This window comes from Nonomuraea sp. NPDC049709 (genome assembly GCF_040674815.1).
Taxonomy (GTDB): Bacteria; Actinomycetota; Actinomycetes; order Streptosporangiales; family Streptosporangiaceae; genus Nonomuraea.
In genome coordinates this window covers 151,808-170,103 of the sequence record NZ_JBFANM010000006.1, presented here as the reverse complement: position 1 = coordinate 170,103, position 18,296 = coordinate 151,808, and the positions used below count along the sequence as shown (strand labels likewise).

At 70.6% G+C, this 18,296-nt stretch carries 15 protein-coding genes; 8 read left to right on the top strand and 7 right to left on the bottom strand.

Annotation, left to right across the window (positions count from 1 at the left end; genetic code table 11):
• Positions 1 to 63: 63 nt before the first annotated feature.
• Positions 64 to 1,641, top strand: a complete 1,578-nt coding sequence (locus AB0J69_RS08105) for a cellulase family glycosylhydrolase (protein WP_364114169.1) — start codon at positions 64 to 66, stop codon at positions 1,639 to 1,641.
• Between the two features lie 552 nt (positions 1,642 to 2,193).
• On the opposite strand, the gene AB0J69_RS08100 is transcribed toward AB0J69_RS08105, so the two are convergent.
• Both AB0J69_RS08100 and AB0J69_RS08095 read right to left on the bottom strand, forming a co-directional pair.
• Positions 2,194 to 2,718, bottom strand: a complete 525-nt coding sequence (locus tag AB0J69_RS08100; protein WP_364114167.1) for a hypothetical protein — start codon at positions 2,716 to 2,718, stop codon at positions 2,194 to 2,196.
• Positions 2,715 to 3,776, bottom strand: a complete 1,062-nt coding sequence (locus tag AB0J69_RS08095) for a lytic polysaccharide monooxygenase (RefSeq protein ID WP_364114165.1) — start codon at positions 3,774 to 3,776, stop codon at positions 2,715 to 2,717. The genes AB0J69_RS08100 and AB0J69_RS08095 overlap by 4 nt, the downstream gene beginning before the upstream one ends.
• A 261-nt stretch (positions 3,777 to 4,037) precedes the next feature.
• Between AB0J69_RS08095 and AB0J69_RS08090 the strand changes: the two genes are divergently transcribed.
• Positions 4,038 to 5,402 (top strand): cellulose binding domain-containing protein, encoded by a 1,365-nt coding sequence (locus AB0J69_RS08090; RefSeq protein ID WP_364114163.1) that lies wholly within the window; start codon positions 4,038 to 4,040, stop codon positions 5,400 to 5,402.
• 82 nt (positions 5,403 to 5,484) lie between these two features.
• On the opposite strand, the gene AB0J69_RS08085 is transcribed toward AB0J69_RS08090, so the two are convergent.
• The 3 genes from AB0J69_RS08085 to AB0J69_RS08075 all read right to left on the bottom strand — a co-directional run bounded on the left by AB0J69_RS08085 (position 5,485) and on the right by AB0J69_RS08075 (position 10,059).
• The gene (locus AB0J69_RS08085; protein ID WP_364114161.1) at positions 5,485 to 6,741 is read right to left on the bottom strand and encodes a serine/threonine-protein kinase; all 1,257 of its coding nucleotides are present in this window, start codon (positions 6,739 to 6,741) and stop codon (positions 5,485 to 5,487) included.
• Entirely contained in the window at positions 6,728 to 7,699 is a 972-nt protein-coding gene (locus tag AB0J69_RS08080) for a LacI family DNA-binding transcriptional regulator (RefSeq protein ID WP_364114159.1), read from the bottom strand. The genes AB0J69_RS08085 and AB0J69_RS08080 overlap by 14 nt, the downstream gene beginning before the upstream one ends.
• A gap of 227 nt (positions 7,700 to 7,926) precedes the next feature.
• Positions 7,927 to 10,059, bottom strand: a complete 2,133-nt coding sequence (locus tag AB0J69_RS08075) for a transglycosylase domain-containing protein (protein ID WP_364114157.1) — start codon at positions 10,057 to 10,059, stop codon at positions 7,927 to 7,929.
• A gap of 337 nt (positions 10,060 to 10,396) precedes the next feature.
• Here AB0J69_RS08075 and AB0J69_RS08070 point away from each other — a divergent pair, with 337 nt between their 5' ends.
• The 4 genes from AB0J69_RS08070 to AB0J69_RS08055 all read left to right on the top strand — a co-directional run bounded on the left by AB0J69_RS08070 (position 10,397) and on the right by AB0J69_RS08055 (position 13,750).
• Entirely contained in the window at positions 10,397 to 11,581 is a 1,185-nt protein-coding gene (locus AB0J69_RS08070; RefSeq protein WP_364114155.1) for a hypothetical protein, read from the top strand.
• On the top strand, positions 11,578 to 12,576 hold the full coding sequence (locus tag AB0J69_RS08065; RefSeq protein WP_364114153.1) for a hypothetical protein: 999 nt from the start codon (positions 11,578 to 11,580) through the stop codon (positions 12,574 to 12,576). The genes AB0J69_RS08070 and AB0J69_RS08065 overlap by 4 nt, the downstream gene beginning before the upstream one ends.
• 179 nt (positions 12,577 to 12,755) lie before the next feature.
• Complete coding sequence (locus AB0J69_RS08060) at positions 12,756 to 13,265, top strand: MarR family transcriptional regulator (protein ID WP_364114151.1); 510 nt, start codon at positions 12,756 to 12,758, stop codon at positions 13,263 to 13,265.
• 74 nt (positions 13,266 to 13,339) lie between these two features.
• Positions 13,340 to 13,750, top strand: coding sequence for an STAS domain-containing protein (locus AB0J69_RS08055; RefSeq protein WP_364114149.1), 411 nt, complete (start codon positions 13,340 to 13,342; stop codon positions 13,748 to 13,750).
• Between the two features lie 133 nt (positions 13,751 to 13,883).
• Here AB0J69_RS08055 and AB0J69_RS08050 read toward each other — a convergent pair whose 3' ends face one another.
• Complete coding sequence (locus AB0J69_RS08050) at positions 13,884 to 15,290, bottom strand: NAD(P)/FAD-dependent oxidoreductase (protein WP_364114147.1); 1,407 nt, start codon at positions 15,288 to 15,290, stop codon at positions 13,884 to 13,886.
• A 225-nt stretch (positions 15,291 to 15,515) separates the two neighbouring features.
• Between AB0J69_RS08050 and AB0J69_RS08045 the strand changes: the two genes are divergently transcribed.
• A complete protein-coding gene (locus AB0J69_RS08045) occupies positions 15,516 to 16,112 on the top strand; it encodes a hypothetical protein (RefSeq protein WP_364114145.1) in 597 nt (198 codons plus the stop codon).
• Positions 16,113 to 16,534: 422 nt separating this feature from the next.
• Positions 16,535 to 17,071 carry a class F sortase gene (locus AB0J69_RS08040; RefSeq protein ID WP_364114143.1) on the top strand — a complete coding sequence of 179 codons (537 nt, stop codon included), beginning with the start codon at positions 16,535 to 16,537 and terminating at the stop codon, positions 17,069 to 17,071.
• A gap of 116 nt (positions 17,072 to 17,187) precedes the next feature.
• On the opposite strand, the gene AB0J69_RS08035 is transcribed toward AB0J69_RS08040, so the two are convergent.
• Positions 17,188 to 17,988: a hypothetical protein gene (locus AB0J69_RS08035; RefSeq protein WP_364114141.1), complete on the bottom strand. Its 801-nt coding sequence runs from the start codon at positions 17,986 to 17,988 to the stop codon at positions 17,188 to 17,190.
• Positions 17,989 to 18,296: the final 308 nt, after the last annotated feature.

Genomic DNA, 18,296 nt, shown 5'->3' with positions numbered 1-18,296 from the left:
CGAGACTCCGCCCCCGCCGCAGTAGCGGCGGGGGCGGCTCCATCGGCTCAGTGAAAGGCACAAATGAGAGCACTCTTCACCGCGCTGGCCTTCGTGGCGGCACTCCTGGCGGTCCCCGCCGCACCGGCGAGCGCCGCCACCGGCCTGCACGTCAGCGGCACGAAGATCCTCGAGGCGAACGGCCAGGAGTTCGTCATGCGCGGCACCAGCCACGCCCACACCTGGTACGCCACGCAGACCAAGGCGTTCGCCGACATCAAGTCGCTGAAGGCCAACACCGTACGCGTCGTGCTCAGCGGCGGCCGCTGGACCGCCAACAACACCGCCGACGTGGCCAATGTCGTCGCCCTCTGCAAGCAGAACAAGCTGATCTGCGTGCTGGAGAACCACGACACCACCGGGTACGGCGAGCAGAGCGGCGCCTACACCCTCGACCAGGCCGCCGACTACTGGATCAGCGTCAGGTCCGCCCTGGTCGGCCAGGAGGACCACATCATCGTCAACATCGGCAACGAGCCGATCGGCAACAACCCCGTCACCCCCGGCTGGGCCGCCGCCACCACGGCCGCGATCCAGAAGCTGCGCACCAACGGCTTCGACCACGCGCTCATGGTGGACGCGCCGAACTGGGGCCAGGACTGGCAGTTCACGATGCGCGACAACGCGCGGGCGGTCTTCGACGGCGACCCCGACAAGAACACGATCTTCTCCGTGCACATGTACGGGGTGTTCGACACGGCCGCCGAGGTCACCGCGTACATGGACGCGTTCAGGACCGCCGGGCTGCCGCTGGTCGTGGGCGAGTTCGGGTTCGACCACTCCGACGGGAACCCGGACGAGGACACGATCATGGCGCAGGCCGTGAGCCGCGGGCTCGGCTACCTGGGCTGGTCCTGGAGCGGGAACAGCGGCGGCGTCGAGTATCTCGACCAGGTCACCGGCTTCGACGTCACCCGGCTCACCCCCTGGGGACAGCGGCTGTTCAACGGCGCCAACGGCATCGCCGCGACCGCCAAGGAAGCCTCGATCTATGGCGGCGGCACCACCGACCCGACACCGCCGAGCACCCCCGGCACGCCGTCGGCGTCGAACGTCACCTCGTCCGGGGCGACCCTGACCTGGGCCGCCTCCACCGACAACCTGGGCGTGACCGGGTACGACGTCTACACCTCGACCGGCACGGCCCTCGGCGCCACGGCCACGAACTCGATCACGCTGACCGGGCTGACGCCGGCCACCGCGTACCAGGTGCACGTCAAGGCCAGGGACGCGGCCGGGAACCAGTCGGGGCCGTCGCCGGCGGTGTCGTTCACCACGACCGGCGCGCCGGTCGGCGGGTGCACAGCTGCCGGGACCGTACAGAGCCAGTGGAGCACCGGCTACGTCGTGCAGCCCGTGACCGTGACCAACACCAGCACGACGGCCAGGACGGGCTGGACGGTGACGTTCACCCTGCCCGCCGGGCACACGGTCACCGGCTACTGGAACGCGGTGGTGACGGTCAGCGGGCAGACGGTGACGGCCAAGAATTTGAGCTACAACGGCACGCTCGCCCCGAACACCGGCACCACCTTCGGCCTCCAGGCGGGTCGGCCGACCGGGGACACGTCGATCCCGTCCGGTTACACGTGCGCCAACTGAACTGCCCGGCAGCCGGGTGCGTATGAGGAGGTGAGGCCCTAACCAGCTATCCCTGCCCAACAAACCATCCCGCCCGGATGGGACGGACGCGGCCGAAACCTCCACTCGGCCGCGTCCGTTTTCTCCCCACCCGCTTCCGCCACACGCCCGCTTCGCCGTGCGCCCGGCCCGCGGTCCCGCGCCGCCCCGCCGAGCCGCCGCGCCGCCCCGCCCCGCCGCGCCCCGCGCCCCGCGCCGCTCGCCCGCTCTCCACCGCCACCGGGCCCCATCGTCCCACGCCCCCCGCTCCGGCCGCGCTCGCTTCGGGCCCGGGCTGCGCTGTCTGCCGGGGTGCGCATGCCGCGCTGCCGAGGTCGCGCGCCGACGACGCCGGCCGACTGCCCCCTTCGGTCGCGGTGCCGTGGCCTGTCGGGCTCGCCGCGTGCCTGGCGTGTCGCCTCTGAACGTCCCCCGTGTCACAAAGCCCGCCGGCGCCGAGTCGGCGCCTCGGCGGGGCCCTGAGAGCCGTGAGGAGGCGCGGCCAGAGGGCCGGGCCTCCTCACGGGTGGGGGGCTATTTGGCGGTCGAGGTCGCCAGGGCGAAGCGTTCGCGGGCCGCCTCGATCGCCGTGTCGTCGGCGAACTCGGCGAACGCCTCCTCGTGATAGTGCTGAGGGATGAGCCGGCGGACCCGGTCCGGGTAGCCGGCTCCCGATTCGGGCACCCTGACCTGGGGCGGGATGCTGATCTTGACGGCGATCGGCCCCGAGGCGCGTACGGAGGCGGCCCAGTCCGGGCTCTCCCCCGTGATCGCGCACATGTGGCGGGCATACACCCACGTCACCTCCACGAGCGAGGTGGCGTTCCGGGGTTCGGTGCCGAAGGGTTCCACGGCGCACACGACGCGGGAGTCGAAGCTGTGTCCGTGGGCGTGGTGCTCGCCGGGCGATGCCTGCTCGAGTATCAGGGTCACCTGGGCGGCGAGCTCCGCGTTGAGCTGGGAGGACGGCTGCCTGGCAGCGAAGAACGTCACCCCGGCCAGGGTCAGGCCGGCCAGGGTGACGACTGCCGCGACGAGCCCGCGACGCGTTTTGATCACGGGCTGGTGCAGGTCAGGGTCGGTGCGGGGCTCGGGATCGAGCCGGTGGCGTTGAATCCGAACGCGGTGGAGGCGTTCGGTGCGAGTTGCCCGTTGTACGTGGCGTTCTTGACCGTCACGTTGGGCGCTTGTGTGGACAGCACGCCGTTCCACGGTGAGCCGTCGAAGCTCTGGCCGCCGGCGTACGTCCACTTGACCGTCCAGCCGTTGATCGCGCTGGTGCTGGTGTTCTTCACGGTCACCTCACCCTGGAAGTGGCCGGCCCAGCCGGTGTCGGTGGCCTTCCACGTGGCGGTGCAGGCGCCCGTCGGAGCGGGGTCGGTCGGCGTGACGGTGGGGCTGGGGCCGGGGGTGCTGCCGCCGGGGCCGACGCCGGTCACCTGGCCGTTGCCGCCGTCGAAGACGACGTCGGAGCAGCTGTAGAAGTTCTCGTTGCTGTCCGAGCGGATCCAGTGCGTGAAGATGATGTGCCGGCCGCTCTTGCCGGACGGCAGCTGGGCGTTCCAGTAGTAGTAGTTGAGCCCGCCGGCGCCGCCGCTGGCGGGCGGGTTGGTGACGCTGCCGAACGGCTCGAGGTCGGACCACTTGAGCGGCCCGTTGGGGTTCCAGCCGTTCTTGGTGATGTAGTAGTTGAACGCGCCGGGGTGCTGCGCCCAGTTGCTGTGCCGCATCTGGATGGAGGCCCCGGAGGTCAAGTGGGTCAGCGGCCAGTCGGAGCGGACCGCGTTGTAGGCCGAGAAGTCGTAGGGCCCGCCGGTGCCGCCGCTGCAGATCTGCCCGTCGGGGATGAATCCGGTGGTTCGGCCCGCGCCGTCGGAGCGCAGCACCGCGAACCAGTTGTACAGGGGGGTCGCGCCGCTCTGGTTGACCGCGGCCGCGCATGCGGGGTTGTAGGGGAGGATCTGCCCGTTGTCCCGCAGGCCGTCCTGCCAGCACAGGAACGTACGGCTGCCCGGGAACATGGACACGCCGTGGGCCTGTGCCTGCGTGGGCACCATCAGAACACTTGTGATCAGGACCAGGACGGCGGTGAGTGCCGCCGACTTGAATAACTTCATGGGGATTCCCTTGCGCTGACGACAGAGGAAACCTGCCCACGACCTGCCCGCCCGGCGAGCGCATTGAATCACGCTTTTTCCGGATTCGACAACGATCGGTGAAACTTTCAGCCGATCTTGGTCACGGTTTCCGCTGGTGGGTGCCTCGCCCCTGCTCGCGCGCGGGCACCGCTGCTTGCCGTACCGGAAAGGCCCGGAGAGGGTGAACGCTGGGAGCGCTCCCACTACACTCCACTGTCAGAGAGGCGGGAGCAACACGCCATGAGGCACGCGCACATCCACCTGATCATCGGGGCGTTACTCGCCATGGGCCTGTTCGCCGCGCCGGCGCAGGCCGCTCCGGTGCTCTGCGAGAAGTACGGCTCGGCGAGCATCCAGAACGGCCGCTACATCGTGCAGAACAACGTCTGGGGCGCGAGCACCGCGCAGTGCATCGACATCAACCAGAACGGCGGCTTCACCGTCACGCAGGCGGCCCACAACAACTCCACGAGCGGCGCACCGGCCGGCTACCCGTCGATCTACGCCGGCTGCCACTACGCCAACTGCACCACCGGCAGCAACCTGCCCATGCAGGCCAGCGCCGGAGGTTTCGCCGGGCTCCGGAGCAGCGTCAGCATGACGTACCCGAGCTCCGGCACCTACAACGCCTCCTACGACCTGTGGTTCGACCCCACGCCCCGCACCGACGGCCAGAACACCGGCGCCGAGCTGATGATCTGGCTCAACCGGCAGGGCTCGATCCAGCCGATCGGCTCCCAGGTCGGCACCGCGAACCTGGCCGGCGCGACCTGGCAGGTCTGGTACGGCAACATCGGCTGGAACGTGATCTCCTACGTGCGCACCTCGCCCGCCACCTCGCTGGACTTCACCATCGACACCTTCTACTCCGACGTGGTCAGCCGCGGCTACGGCCAGCGGTCGTGGTATCTGACCAGCGTCCAGGCCGGGTTCGAGCCCTGGATCGGCGGCACGGGCCTGGCGGTCAACTCCTTCTCGTTCGGCTCGGGCGGTGGCACCACCGACCCGACCCCGCCGAGCACCCCCGGCACGCCGTCGGCCTCGAACGTCACCTCGTCCGGGGCCACCCTCACCTGGGCCGCCTCCACCGACAACGTGGGCGTGACCGGCTATGAGGTGCTGCGCGCGACCGGCGACACGTTCACCAGGGTCGGCACCAGCGGCACCACCTCCTACACCGACACCGGCCTGAGCCCCGCCACCACCTACCGCTACCGGATCAGGGCAAGAGACGCCGCGGGCAACCTCTCGCCTGAGTCCGCCACGGTCACGGTGACCACCCAGACCGGCGGGACCGGCGGCGGTTGCGCGGCCACCGCCACCACCCAGACCGCCTGGAACAACGGCTACGTCATCCAGCCGGTCACCGTCACCAACCGGGGCGCCTCGGCGCTCGACGGCTGGACGGTCACGTTCGCGCTGCCGTCCGGGCACACGATCACCGGCATGTGGAACGCGAGCTACACCGTCAGCGGTGGCACGGTCACGGTCCGGAGCCTGTCGCACAACGGCCCTCTGGCGTCCGGCGCCACCACGTCGTTCGGCTACCAGGCGACGCGGCCGGCCGGCAACACGCAGGTACCCAGCGGTTACACCTGCGCATGAGGCTCGCGCGGGCATCGCTTTGCGAGGGGCCCAGCCCGCGCGCGGAGGGGTACGGCTGGTGCTGCCGTACCCCTCATCAATCTCAGTCGTGCTGCAGCGCCGCGTCGATGTCGTCCAGCCTGGCCTGCAGCTCGCTCAGGCAGGCGGGGGTGAGCCGGCCCTCCCGCATGCGGTCGGAGAGCTTCTGGCGCAGGCTCTCGGTCCTGGACTCCTCCGGGCCGTGCCGCGGCGCCACGGCGGTGTCCAGCACCTGCCGGAGGTCCAGCACGACGTCGGCGTCGGTCGCGCCGCACGGCGTCCTGGCCTCCAGCACGGTCCTGAAGCCGGCCGCGGCCTGCTCCACCGTGATAGTCGCGGACGGCGAGCTCTCGATCAGCCGGGCCGTCGGGGACGGCGCCGGCTCGGCTATCCGCTGCTGTTGCTGCTGCGGGGGCGGCCCCGTCTGCTGCTGGAACCAGAGCATGGCGGACAGGGCGATGGCCGCCGAGCCCGTCACGGTGAGGCCGCGCCGCACGTGCCGGCCCAGCGTCACCGTGCCGAGCGCGGAGGTCAGCGCGGAGACGATCTGCGCCGCCGTCGGCCGCTCCTCCGGCTCGTGCGCCAGGCAGCGCTGGCAGAGCGAGGCGACGGCGTTCGGCACGCCGGGGACGCGGGGAGGGGGCTCGGTGCGGTGAGCCGCCTCGATCTCCTCCCACGTGGTCTCCGGGTACGGCGTCCGCCCCGTGAGCATGGCGTGCAGCAGTACGCCCAGGGCGTACACGTCGACCGCCGGATGCGTCGGCGCGCCGAGCAGCCGCTCGGGGGCGACGTAGGGAGGGGTGCCGCGATCGTCGTCGGGGTCGCCCGCCCAGGCCGCGATGCCGAAGTCGAGGAGCTTGGGCCCGTTGGCGGTGAGCAGCACGTTCTCCGCCGTGACGTCCCGGTGCACCAGGCCGCGGGCGTGCCCGGCCATCAGCACCCGCGCCAGCCGCAGCGCGATGGCCGCCGCGTCCGGCCACGGCAGCGGGCCCTTCTCGATGAGCTCGGCCAGCGGCGTGCCGTCGAGCAGCGGCATCACGACGTAGGCCGCGACGCCGCCGCTCGTGGTGACGGTCTCGCCGTAGTCGTAGATCTCGATGGAGTCGGGATGGATGAAGCGGGCGGCGGCGCGGGCCTCGCTGCGTACGCTGACCCGATCTCCCGGGTCGGTGTGCAGCGAGGCCGTGAGCACCTTGACCGCGATCATCCGGTGCAGGGACTGGTCGAAGGCACGCCAGATGACCGACATGCCCCCGCGGGCCAGCGGATCCAGCAACAGATACCGCCGGGCCAGCACGTCCCCAGGCTCAAGCCGACTCACGGATGACCAGTTCCGTGGGGAGTACGGGGTCGATCCCCGCGGCTCCCGTCAGGAGCAGCCGGGTGGCGACGGTGGCGAGCTCCTCGACGGGCTGGCGGATGGTGGTCAGGGCCGGGACGGTGTGCCTGGCGACCGGGGCGTCGTCGAACCCGATCACCGCGACGTCCGCCGGCACCTTGCGTCCGGCCCTGCGCAGGGCCTGGATCGCGCCCGCCGCCATCAGGTCGGAGGCCACGAAGACCGCGTCCAGGCCGGGCGCGTGGCGTAACAGCCACTGCATCGCGTGCGTGCCCGACGCGGCGGTGAAGTCCCCGTAAGCCACGGGTACGTCGGGTGCGCCGGCCGCCTGCAAGGTGCGTATGAGGCCCTCCAACCTGTCACGGGCTCCGGGTAAGGACGGCGGGCCGCCGATGGCGGCGACGTTACGGCGGCCCGACAGCAGGAAGTGTTCGGCCGCCTGACGGCCGCCGTCGAGGTTGTCGACGTCGGCGAACGGGAGTTTGAGGTCGTGGGGCGGGCGGCCGATGTTGCGCACCGGTATGCCCGAGGTGGATAACTTGATCGCCAGGGGATGACGCTCTCTTGCGCCCACGATCAGCACCGCGCCGGACAGGGCGGGCAGCGTGGATGAGGTGGGGGTGACGGTGGTCACCATGAGGTGGGTGCCGTGCTCGTTTATCACGGCGCCCGCGGCGGACAGGAGCCTGGCGTAGTAGGGCTCGGAGAAGAGCCGGGGAAGGTGGTCACAGATCACCGCTGTGACTCCGTCGGCCATGGTTTTCGCGGCCGTTCCCCGGGGTGCGCGTTGTCGGACGTATCCCATGCGGGACACGGCGTCGTAGACTTGGCGGCGGGTCGAGGTACTGACCCGCACCGAGCCTGTGAGGACTCGAGATGCGGTCGCGGGGGAAACCCCTGCAGCGGCCGCCACCTGTGCCAGTGTGGGCTGCTCGGTCATGGAGCACCTCGCGGAAAGATCCTGGGAGCGCTCCCACGTTACCAATGTTTCGCCGCTGTTAATAGGGCCTTTGCAGGGAGTGCGTCCCACTGTGCGGACGCACTCCGAATTTGCTCAGCTAGAGGCGCTGGTAACCGGCAGAGGTTTCTGTGTCGGATGTGGATCACGGCATATTTACGTGTCCGATTTGTCTTATCCGACAATCAGGAAACCCCTCCTACCCGTGATCATTCTCCGAACTCGGCCAGATCCCCTTCATCGATCAAGCCTTCCTGGTCCTCGTCCGGCTCCGGCTGGACCACCGGCCGGCAACCCGAGCCGCAGCCGCCGAAGCGGGAGGTGTTCACCGGGGTGAAGTCGGTCGCCGGGGTGCCCTTCAGGGCGGCGATCATGGTGTCCTTCCAGATCGGCCCGGGGATCGAGGCGCCGAAGACCGAGGCGTAGTAACGGCCGCCGATGGTGATGTTGTTGAGCTTGTAGTCCTGGGAGCCGCGCGGGTCGCCGATGCTGACCGCCCCCGCCAGGTCCGGGGTGAACCCGGCGAACCAGGCGGTGGCCTGCGCGTCCGTGGTGCCGGTCTTGCCCGCCGCCGGACGGCCGATGCCGCCGACGCCGCGCATGGTTCCCTTGGTGAACACGCCGGACAGGATGTCCGCCGCGGCGTCCGCGACCTCGGGGTCGAGGGCCTGCTTGCACTTCGGGTTGTAGGTCTTCACCTTGCCGTAGCGGTCGGTGATCTTGGTGATCGCCATGGGCGCGCAGTACTTGCCGCGCGCGCCGATGGCCGCGTACGCGTTGGCGACGGTCACCGGGTCCATCTCGTTGGTGCCGAGCGTGAACGTCTCGTACTCCGTCAGCGCCAGGCCGTCGGAGCGCTTGATCCCCAGCGACTTGGCCGTCTGGATGGTGTCACACAGGCCGACCTTCTGCTCCAGCATCATGAAGAAGGTGTTCACCGAGCCCCAGGTGCCGGTGGCCAGCGACTTGAAGCCGCCGCCGCCCTCGTCGTTGGTGACGGTGTGGCTGGGGTCGCCGATGTTCTCGCCCTTGCAGTTCTTGAACGTGGAGTAGAAGGGGGCGCGGTAGCCGCTGCCGACGCTGAACCCGTCGTTGATCTTCATGCCCTCCTTGAGGGCGGTGATCAGGGTGAACGTCTTGAACGTCGAGCCCGCCTGGAAGCCGACGCCGCCGCCGTGCACGGCGTCCGCCACCACGTTGTACGACATCTCCTTCTTGCGCTTGTTGTTGCCGTACTTGCGGCTGGCGGCCATCGCCTTGATCGCGCCCGTGCCCGGCTCCACCAGGGCCTCGGAGGCGACCGGGTTGTCCGAGGCGAACACGTGCTTCCTGATCGCCGCGTCGGCGGCCTTCTGCATCTTCGGGTCCAGCGTGGTCTGGATCGTCAGGCCGCCCCGGTTGAGGAACTGGCTCCTGGCCTTGGCCGTCTTGCCGAAGACCGGGTTGCTCAGCACCTCGTTGCGCACGTACATGCAGAAGTACGGGTAGTCGCTGGCTCCGCAGCCGCCCGGGATGTCGACGCCCTTGTAGCCGAGCTTCTTGGCCTTGGCCTCGGCGGCCTGCTCGGGCGTGATCTTCTTCAGCTCGGCCATCCGGTCGAGCACCACGTTGCGCCGCGCCAGCAGGGCCTTCTGCTGCGCCTTGCCCAGGTTCGGGTCCGTCGAGTTGGGGTCCTGCACGGCGCCGGCCAGCGTTGCGGCCTGCACCAGCGTCAGCTCCGACGCGCTCACCCCGAAGAAGCGCTTGGCCGCCGCCTCCACCCCGTTGGCGCCGGCGCCGAAGTAGGCGATGTTGAGGTACTTCTCCAGGATCTCGTCCTTGGTGTACTTGTTCTCCACCGCCATCGCGTAGCGCAGCTCCTTGAGCTTGCGCGCGTAGCTGGCCTCCAGGGCCGCGTTCCGCTCCTTGTCGGTGGTGGCCGAGTTGAGCAGCACCTGCTTGACGTACTGCTGGGTGATGGACGAGCCGCCCTGGGCGATGCCGCCCGAGGTGAAGTTCTTGGCCAGGGCCCGGATGGTGCCCTCGATGTCGATCGCGCCGTGCTCGTAGAAGCGGAAGTCCTCGATGGAGATGATGGCCGTCTTCATGATGTCGGCCACCTGGTCGAGCGCGATGCTCTCGCGGTACTCCTCCCAGAAGTAGGCGATCTCGTTGCCCTTGGCGTCCAGCACGGTCGTCCGCTCGGCCAGGGGGGGTTCCTTGAGCTCCTCGGGTTTGATGCCGAGATCCTCCGATGCCGAGACGAACATCGCTCCGGTACCCCCGACCGCGGGCAGCGCGATGGCGGCGGCCACGACGCCGGCCGCCGCCGCGGCCGCCGTCAGGCGTGCGACACTCGACAAACGGGAACCCATAACGGTAAACCCTCCCCCTCGTGGCATTTAGGGTGCATCCTAAACCCGGGCATGACGTGCTCCATGTAAAACCTTGGACGCCTTCCGCGGCTCGATTGTTCGGCCGTACGCGGGGTTTTTCGCCGGATTCGGGCGCATACCAGGGGTTCGGGCATCTTGGGGCTCCTGCGCCGGCTGTGACGGGAGACTTTAGTTTCTGTCAGCCGGCGGCAAAGAAGCGTGTTGACGGCGGGGCGGCCCGGCCGCGATCTGGCAACGTCTACCAGGGCATTTCTTCCTGGCCTTGGTGGAGGGGCTTATGCGTCGCGTCGGGGATGGCGAGCACGTGGATCGTCTGCTCGCCGCTGCCAGGAGTTGTTGGGGCGAGCCCGCCGGCGGCGACGGATGCGTCGTGGCGGAGGCGTACGACGAGGACCTGCGGGTCGTGGCGCGTACGCTGCTGGTGGCCAGGGCGGTCTGCGGCCTGCTCTCCGCGCGGCTGGTCGTGCTGACCGGGCCGGAGTGGCGGCGGCTGGCCGAGGCATTCGGCGCCGTGGGGGACATCCGGCCCGACGTGCCGCCCCGCGCGCTGGTCACGAGCCGGCCGGAGCGTGCCGTGCGCAGGGACGTCCCCGTCGTGCACGTGCACGGCACGGGGTCGCTGAAGGCGTACGCGCTGTTCCCCGACCAGGGCTCGTGCTCGATCGAGGACGAGCTGCCCGCCCGGGTCGGCGCGTTCTTCGAGCGGCAGGTCTGGCCGCACAGGGAGCTGATCAGGCCCGGCGCGGAGCGGGTGGCCTGGCGGGCGAAGAGCGGCTACCAGGTCCGTACGGACACCGAGCGCCGCCAGCTCCGCTACTACGGCTGTGCCCGGCTGGGCCTCGACCCCGACCGGCCCACGATCGTCGTGTTCGGCCACGCGCCGGATCGCGACGCGGAGCTGTTCGGGACGACGGCGGAGTTCGCCGCCGCCGACGAGTCCGCGAACTGGCTGTTCCTCGACCCCGCCCCCGTCGCCGGCCATCCCCGCATCAGGGGCGTGACCGGCGGGCTGTCCGCCAACCTCCTGTGGAGCATGGCGGACGTGGGCGTCACGTTCGAGGACAGCGATCTGCCCGCCTTCGGCATCCCCGTCATCCAGGCCGGCTGGTCGGAGGGCGCCGCCTGCGGGGCCACCCACGTCCCGGGCTCGCCGTCCGAGCACCGACTGCTGCTCGGGGAGGCCGTCGCCAGGCACGCCAAGGGCGAGTCCCTCCTCGGGCCCGAGCAGCGCGAGCGCGCCCGGCTGTGGCTCTGGTTGCGCCGCTGCGGCGCCGACGTGCCCAGCCAGCTCGTGCCCCACTGGGAGCACGGCGACGACTACGCCCAGGCGCTCGCCGTCAACCTGCGGCACGTCGAGCACGACGGCGACCCCCTCTACGGCGCGGTCGCCCGCATGTGGGAACGGCGCGAGCCCGTCCTCACCCGATTCGACTTCCACGACCCGATTGGGCTGGCCACCACACTCACCCCCTCGAGGAGCACCAGATGAGCAGCTCAGGATCCGCCACCGACCTGGACCAGGTGATCCTTCCCGCCATCCCGCCCGTACACCTGACCAGCGGCAAGGCCGCTCCCCTGCAGGTGACCGACCGGTTGCACCGCGGCCGCCAGATCCTGGGCAGGTTCGAGACCTCAGGGCTGGCCGGCTTCAAGGTGTCGGCGCAGGGGCGGCCGCTGCGGGTGCAGGTGGCGCTGTCCACCGACGAGCGGTCGGTGAGCGGCTGGCACGAGGGACGTACCGAGCCGGCGAGCACGCTGCCGCGGTTCGTCCAGATCCGCTCCCAGGGGCGGCTGCGCCAGTGCGTGCTGCTGCGCGGCCGGAAGTCGCACGCCCGGGTGGCCTTCGACCTGTCGCCGGAGGAGATCCCCGACGACGGCCTCATCTGCATCGAGGCGCTGGACATCACCGAGGGCGACGGCGTCAGCGAGGAGGTGCGCCGGGCCGTGTCGGGCCGCGTCGCCGAGGACGGCGTGGCGGGGGTGCGGCTGGACAAGGTCGTGTTCGAGGAGCCGCCGCCGGTGGACTACGACCCCGACACGCTCGACGGGTCGCGCTGCGAGCTCTACTCGCTGATCAGCGCGGGCGGGCTGGCCAACCTCAACAGGCAGGGCGTACGCGCGCTGCGCTCGGGCATGTTCGTGGTCAACCCCGTGCTCAAGGACCGGTTCGGGTCCAGCGGCCTGATCACGCTCCGGCTCGGCACCAAGGCGGAGGCGGTGAGCGTGATCCCCGCGACGTGGCGGCGGGTCAACAGCGAGCTGCGCTGGCTCCGCCACACCACCAGGAAGCTGCTGAACTCGGCGGCGCCGTCCGTGGAGCGGGTGCTCAGCGTCAGGGACGGGGACGCGGGGGCGCCGGAGCAGAACGTGCGCGGCAACATCACCGAGCTGGTGCTGCCCAGCCCGTCGAACTCGCCGCTGCTGGTGGTCCTGGCTCCGTGCCCGGACGCCGTACCGACCCTGGAGTCCGGCACCCAGCACTAGCCCCGCCGTCCGCCATTCGACCTCCGGCTGGCCACCACCGGCCGCACTCGCTTCGGCCAGGGCGCGGGCGTGCCTCCCTCCAGGGGGACCCGCGCCTTTCCCCGAGGGATCCGCGCCGAGGACGCCGGGACCAGGTGCTACGGGCGCGAATAGTTTTCGCTCGAATAAGATGCGGGTTCATGGGCGACGCCATCGACGGGATCATCGAGCAGTGGCGGCGCGAGCGGCCCGATCTCGACCTGTCGGCCATGGACGTCTTCGGCCGGCTCGCCCAGGCCATGCGGCTCATGGTGCCGCAGGTGGACCGGGTCTTCACCAAGCGCGGGCTCCGGCAGGGCGAGTTCGACGTGCTGGCGGCGCTGCGCCGGGCCGGGGCGCCGTACACGCTGATCCCCTCCGAGCTGTCGGAGGTGCTGATGATGTCGCGGGCCGGCATGACCAACCGGCTCGACCGGCTGGAGGCCGCCGGGCTGGTCGAGCGCAACCTGGACCCCGCCGACCGGCGCAGTTTCCGCGTCCGGCTGACCGAGGAGGGCCTGCGGATCGTCGACGACGCGCTCACCGAACACGCCGCGAACCTGGCCCGCCTGGCCTCGCCCCTCACCCGCGAGGACATGGACACGCTCACCGTGCTCATGCGCAAGCTGGTCAGCGGTCCTCTTGGTAATCGGGGGGACGCCGGGGCCTAATAGGTCCGGAAAAATAGCGATCACCTGTGATAACGCCGCTCATTGGGCAGTTTGTCTGTGTGGGCAGGAGCGGTTTGCGCATCGAGACGACCCGGCATCTCCATTGCACGGTCATGCGCGCCAGCGGCGTGCTCGATCACGACGGCAGGGTCCGCTTCAGCGCTCGCATCAACGCCGTGTGGAACTGGTCGGCGGGGCCGGTTCTGGTGCTGGACCTGGCCGACCTCGACTTCTACGACTCGTCGGTCATCGGGGTGCTGGCGATGGCGATGCAGCGGATGGAGGAGGAGGGCGACGGCCGGATCATCCTGGTGCGGCCCTCCGACCACCTGCTTTCCGTGTTGCGGCTGACGGACCTGCTGTCGCACGTGGAGTTGCGTGACAGCGTCGAGGAGACGGTGGCGGAGCTGATGCTGCGGTCGGGAGGACGCTTCCCTGAGCCCACCACCGCGATCCTGCGCGGCCCGCCGAGAGACGCGGCCTGAACCCTGAGCCCTGAACCTTGAACCTTGAGCCCTGAGCCCTGAGCCCTGAGCCGGTCTCGACTCCGTCCGCGCCCTCGCTGTCCGCCGTTGACAGCCGCCTTCTTACAGCCCGCCTTCCTTGAGGCCCACCTGCTTACAGCCCGTACGCCTCCAGCAGCCGCAGCCACACCTCGCTCACCGTCGGGAACGACGGCACCGCGTGCCAGAGCCGGTCGAGCGGCACCTCGGCGGTCACCGCGATCGTGGCGGCGTGCAGCAGCTCGGCCGCGCCCGGCCCGGCGAACGTGACGCCGAGCAGCACCTTCCTGTCCTCGTCCACCACGGCCCTGGCCCGGCCACGGTAGCCGTCGCCCAGCAGGTAGGCCCCGGTGACCGCGCCCATGTCGTAGTCCACCGCGCGGACCCGGAAGCCGTCCGCGCGAGCCGCCTCCTCGGTCCGGCCCACGGCGCAGATCTGCGGGTCGGTGAAGACGACCTGGGGCGCCCCGTAGCCGTCCGCCAGGTCCCGCATCGCGGGGAGCTCGTCGCCCCGCGCCCGGGCGGCGATCACGTCGCCGCAGATCCTGGCCTGGTACTTGCCCATGTGGGTCAGGAGCACCCGCCCGTTGATGTCGCCCACGGCGTACAGCCAGCCGTCGGGGACCTCGGTGGCCCGCATGCTGTCGTCCACCTTGACGGGCGCGTCGTCGGGCAGGCCCACCGTGTCGAGGCCCAGGTCGCGGGTGGCGACGTGGCGGCCGGTGGCCACCAGCAGCTCGTCGGCCTCCAGCGGCGGGCCCTCGGCCAGGTGCACGGTCGCCTTCCCGCCGGGCTCGGGGCGTTCGACCCTGACCATGTCGGCGTGGAAGCGTACGTCGATGCCCTCCTCGGCGAAGGACTCGGCGAGCAGCTCCCCGGCGAACGGCTCCATGCGGTTCAGCAGCCGGCCACCGCGTACCAGCACGGTGGTCTGCCGGGCGCCCAGACCGTGCATGGCCTGCGCCATCTCGCAGGCGACCACGCCGCCGCCGAGCACGACCAGCCGCTCGGGGATCGAGCTCGTCGCCGTCACCTCGTGGCTGGTCCAGGGCTTCGCCTCGGCCAGGCCGGGCACGGGCGGCACGACCGCGGTGCTGCCGGTGGCCAGCACGACGGCCTGGCGGGCGGTCAGCACGCGCTCGCCGCCGTCCTCCATGGTGACGCGTACGCGCTTGGGGCCGTCCAGGCGGCCACGGCCACGTACGAACTCGGCGGGCACGCTCTCGACCCAGCGCACCTGGCCGGCGTCGCTGTAGTTGGAGACGGCCTCGTCGCGCCGGGCCAGCACGGCGGCCACGTCGATCTCCCCGAGCTTGAGCCCGGGAACCCGGCGTACCTCGCCGGCCAGGTCGATCGGCCGCAGCAACGCCTTGCTCGGCACGCACGCCCAGTAGGAGCACTCGCCGCCGGCCAGCCGCTCCTCGACGACGGCCGCCGTCAACCCACCCCGCACGGCCCTGTCCACGACGTTCTCACCGGCGGGACCCGCACCGATCACGATGACGTCGAATTCGTCAGCCACCCCAGCCTCCACATGTGCTCGCTCGGCTACGTTGAAATGGTTTCACGCCGGGTCGGCGGCCTCTCACGCCGGGCCGGGAACACGTCGAACCCTGGCGCAGCGGACGACTCCCGGCGTCGGCCGTGAGAGTCCTTTCATCTCGACCTCATCGTGGTCCAACAGCCGCCCGACACCCTGGAACCACTCGCGGAAGTCACCGCGGGGACACCATCCAGGAGGGTTTCCATGGGTCAGGCATTACGGCGACTGCTGCTCGCCATCACGATCACACTCCTGCCGGCCACCGTCGGCGCCATCCTCACCCCAACAGCCGCCCAGGCGGCGATCGCCCCGACGAGCATCCACGTCACCACCTCGGCCGACGACGACGATGACGAGGACGGGGACGACGGCGGGGACGATGGAGACGGGGACGACGACGGTGGCGCGCCGCGTGGTGGCGTGGACACGGGTGTCGGTGGGGCGGCGTCGCGGGACGACGACGATGACGATGATGGTGCGCCGCGTGGTGGCGTGGACACGGGTGTCGGTGGGGCGGCGTCGCGGGACGACGACGATGACGATGACGGTGCGCCGCGCGGTGGCGTGGACACCGGCATGGGCGGGACCGCCAGCGATGGGACCGTCGGAGGCGCGACTGCCACGGGTGGGTCCGACGGAAGCGGGTCCTCAATTGGTGAGTTCACGGCGCGCGAGGCCGCGGGGAGCAGTGAGGCCGACGAGGGTGGGGCGGTGCCCCTGGTGCCGCTGAGCTTGGCAGGCGCCGGGCTGTTCGCGGTGGGCGCTTACTGGCTGCGGCGCACCTTCTTCGCGAGGGGCTGACCATGCGCGCGCTCCTGGCGGTCACCACCTGCGCCCTGCTCGCAACCAGCGCCTGCACCACCGGAAACGCTTTCGACAGCCCTCACCACGAGACCGTCGGAACGAGTGACGGGGTGCGGCCTGCGGTTGGTGGCAGCGCGGGTGGGGCCACCGGACGGACCACCAACGGGGCTGCCGAGCCGACCGCTGACGCGGGCACCGCCATTGCTACGGACGCTGCCCTCAACAGGGGCGACGCCGCTACGGGCACTACCGTCGGGGCAGGCACGGCCTTGGGGGCGAGCGCCACCTTCGGAGCAGGCACGGCCTTGGGGGCGAGCGCCACCGTCGGGGCGAGGACGGCCTTCGGGGCGAGCGCCACCGTCGGGGTGGACGCCGCCGTTGGGGTGGATGCCTCCGCTGGTGCGGCCACCGTCCCGGAGGTGGAGACCGCTGAGGTGCTGAGGCCGGTGGGTTCGGGTGAGGGTGTGCGGTCGGCGCTGAGCGTAAGGAGTCGTACGGGTGGGTCCGGTGACGTGGCCCAGCCCGTACGGTTGCGCATCCCGGCCATCAACGTCTCCACCCGGGTGACCCCGCTGCGGCTCGATGCCAAGGGCCGCCTGATCGCCCCCACCAGGTTCGACCGGGTGGGCTGGAACAAGGCGGGGCCCGAGCCGGGCGAGAAGGGGGTCGCCGTGATCGCCGGTCACGTCGACTCCAAGACCGGACCGGCCGTGTTCTACCGCCTGTCCCAGCTGCGCAAGGGTGACCGCGTCCACGTCGATCGGGCCGACGGCAGCACGGCCACCTTCGTGGTCGGCCGCCTGGCCCGCTACGCCAAGAACCGCATCCCGAACAAGGAGGTCTACGGTTCGGGCAAGGGTGCCCAGCTCAGGCTGATCACCTGCGGTGGGACGTTCGACCGTGCACGCGGCAGCTACCGCGACAACGTGATCGTGTTCGCCGCCCCTGTCGCTTAGGGGCTTACCGGTGCGGGGCTGACACCCGCGATCCCCTCATCCGTTGAGCTGGGACCCCAGGACTCTGCCGCCGTGGAGGCGACTCCACGGCGGCAGAGGCATGGCTGGGGGTGGGCTCAGGAGGCGGCTGGTTCGTTGTTGGTCCAGCCGGACTTCACGTCCGTGGTCCACGTCTTGGCGTTCAGTTGCTTGCCGTTGTGGATGGTGTCGAGCTCCGTCCCCACCAGCAGCAGGTCCCTTGTGTCGATGATCCGGGCGTGCCGGGCCTTGGTGTTGGGACGCTCCGAGCGCTCGGTGACCTTCTTGCGGCCCTTGCCCGCGTCGGTGACGGTCGCGCCGGGCATTTGGGACAGCAGTTGGTACGCGGCTGTTCGTACGGCCTTGGGGGCGGGCAGGCGGTGCATCAAGTCCGTGTACGCGGACGGGAGGTCAGTGCTCGGGTCGATCGGAGGTTCGCCCGGTGTGCTGTAGAGCTTCTGCAGCCAGGTCTTCAACTGCCTCGGGTCCGTGGGGGCGGCCTGCAGCTCCTCGAACGTCAGCCGGGTGTATCCCAGGAACCAGCCGTGCGGGGACCTGGGCGGGATCACGCGGCCCTTCTCCGGCTCCATCGACAGCTCCAGCAGCATGCCTTCGGTGCGGTAGCTCCACTTCTTAGGTGATCCGTCCCGTTTCCATGCCGCCCGGTCGGCGGCGGACTTGGGTGTCGCGCCCAGCCGCCGGAAGGTCGTCCACGCCCGGCCGTCGCGCGAGGTCCAGGTCTCACTGAGCCGCCGCTCCACCAGCCAGTACTTGTTGTCGCCCCGGCCCACCTGGCGGGGGTGGGTCATGACCTGCAGGGTTCTGGTGTGCCAGTACTTGCCCTCGGCGACCGCCTCCCGTGTCCCGACGCCGGTCCGGCCGGTGGCGTCGGCGGACATGGTGCGGCTCGCGCCAGTGAGGGCGTTGGCGGCAGTCGTGTGGCCGGCAGCAGTGAGGGCGTTGGCGGCAGTCGTGTGGCCGGCAGCAGTGAGGGCGTTGGCGGCAGTCGTGTGGCCGGCAGCAGTGAGGGCGTTGGCGGCTGTCGTGTGGCTTGCGGCAGTGAGGGTGGCGGCGGCAGTTGTGTGGGTTTCCGCAGTGAGGGTGGCGCTGGGCGGCGTGCGGGTCTCGGCTGTCCGGGCGGTGGTGGCTGGTGCGTGGTGGCCGGACGTCAGGGCGGTGGTCGGGTGGGCCGGCGGTTGGAGCGCGT

Excerpts from the sequence above, each read along its gene's own strand:
- AB0J69_RS08105 (WP_364114169.1), top strand. The coding sequence starts at position 64 with ATGAGAGCACTCTTCACCGCGCTGGCCTTCGTGGCGGCACTCCTGGCG.
- AB0J69_RS08095 (WP_364114165.1), bottom strand. The coding sequence starts at position 3,776 with ATGAAGTTATTCAAGTCGGCGGCACTCACCGCCGTCCTGGTCCTGATC.
- AB0J69_RS08090 (WP_364114163.1), top strand. The coding sequence starts at position 4,038 with ATGAGGCACGCGCACATCCACCTGATCATCGGGGCGTTACTCGCCATG.
- AB0J69_RS08080 (WP_364114159.1), bottom strand. The coding sequence starts at position 7,699 with ATGACCGAGCAGCCCACACTGGCACAGGTGGCGGCCGCTGCAGGGGTT.
- AB0J69_RS08065 (WP_364114153.1), top strand. The coding sequence starts at position 11,578 with ATGAGCAGCTCAGGATCCGCCACCGACCTGGACCAGGTGATCCTTCCC.
- AB0J69_RS08060 (WP_364114151.1), top strand. The coding sequence starts at position 12,756 with ATGGGCGACGCCATCGACGGGATCATCGAGCAGTGGCGGCGCGAGCGG.
- AB0J69_RS08045 (WP_364114145.1), top strand. The coding sequence starts at position 15,516 with ATGGGTCAGGCATTACGGCGACTGCTGCTCGCCATCACGATCACACTC.
- AB0J69_RS08035 (WP_364114141.1), bottom strand. The coding sequence starts at position 17,988 with ATGTCCGCCGACGCCACCGGCCGGACCGGCGTCGGGACACGGGAGGCG.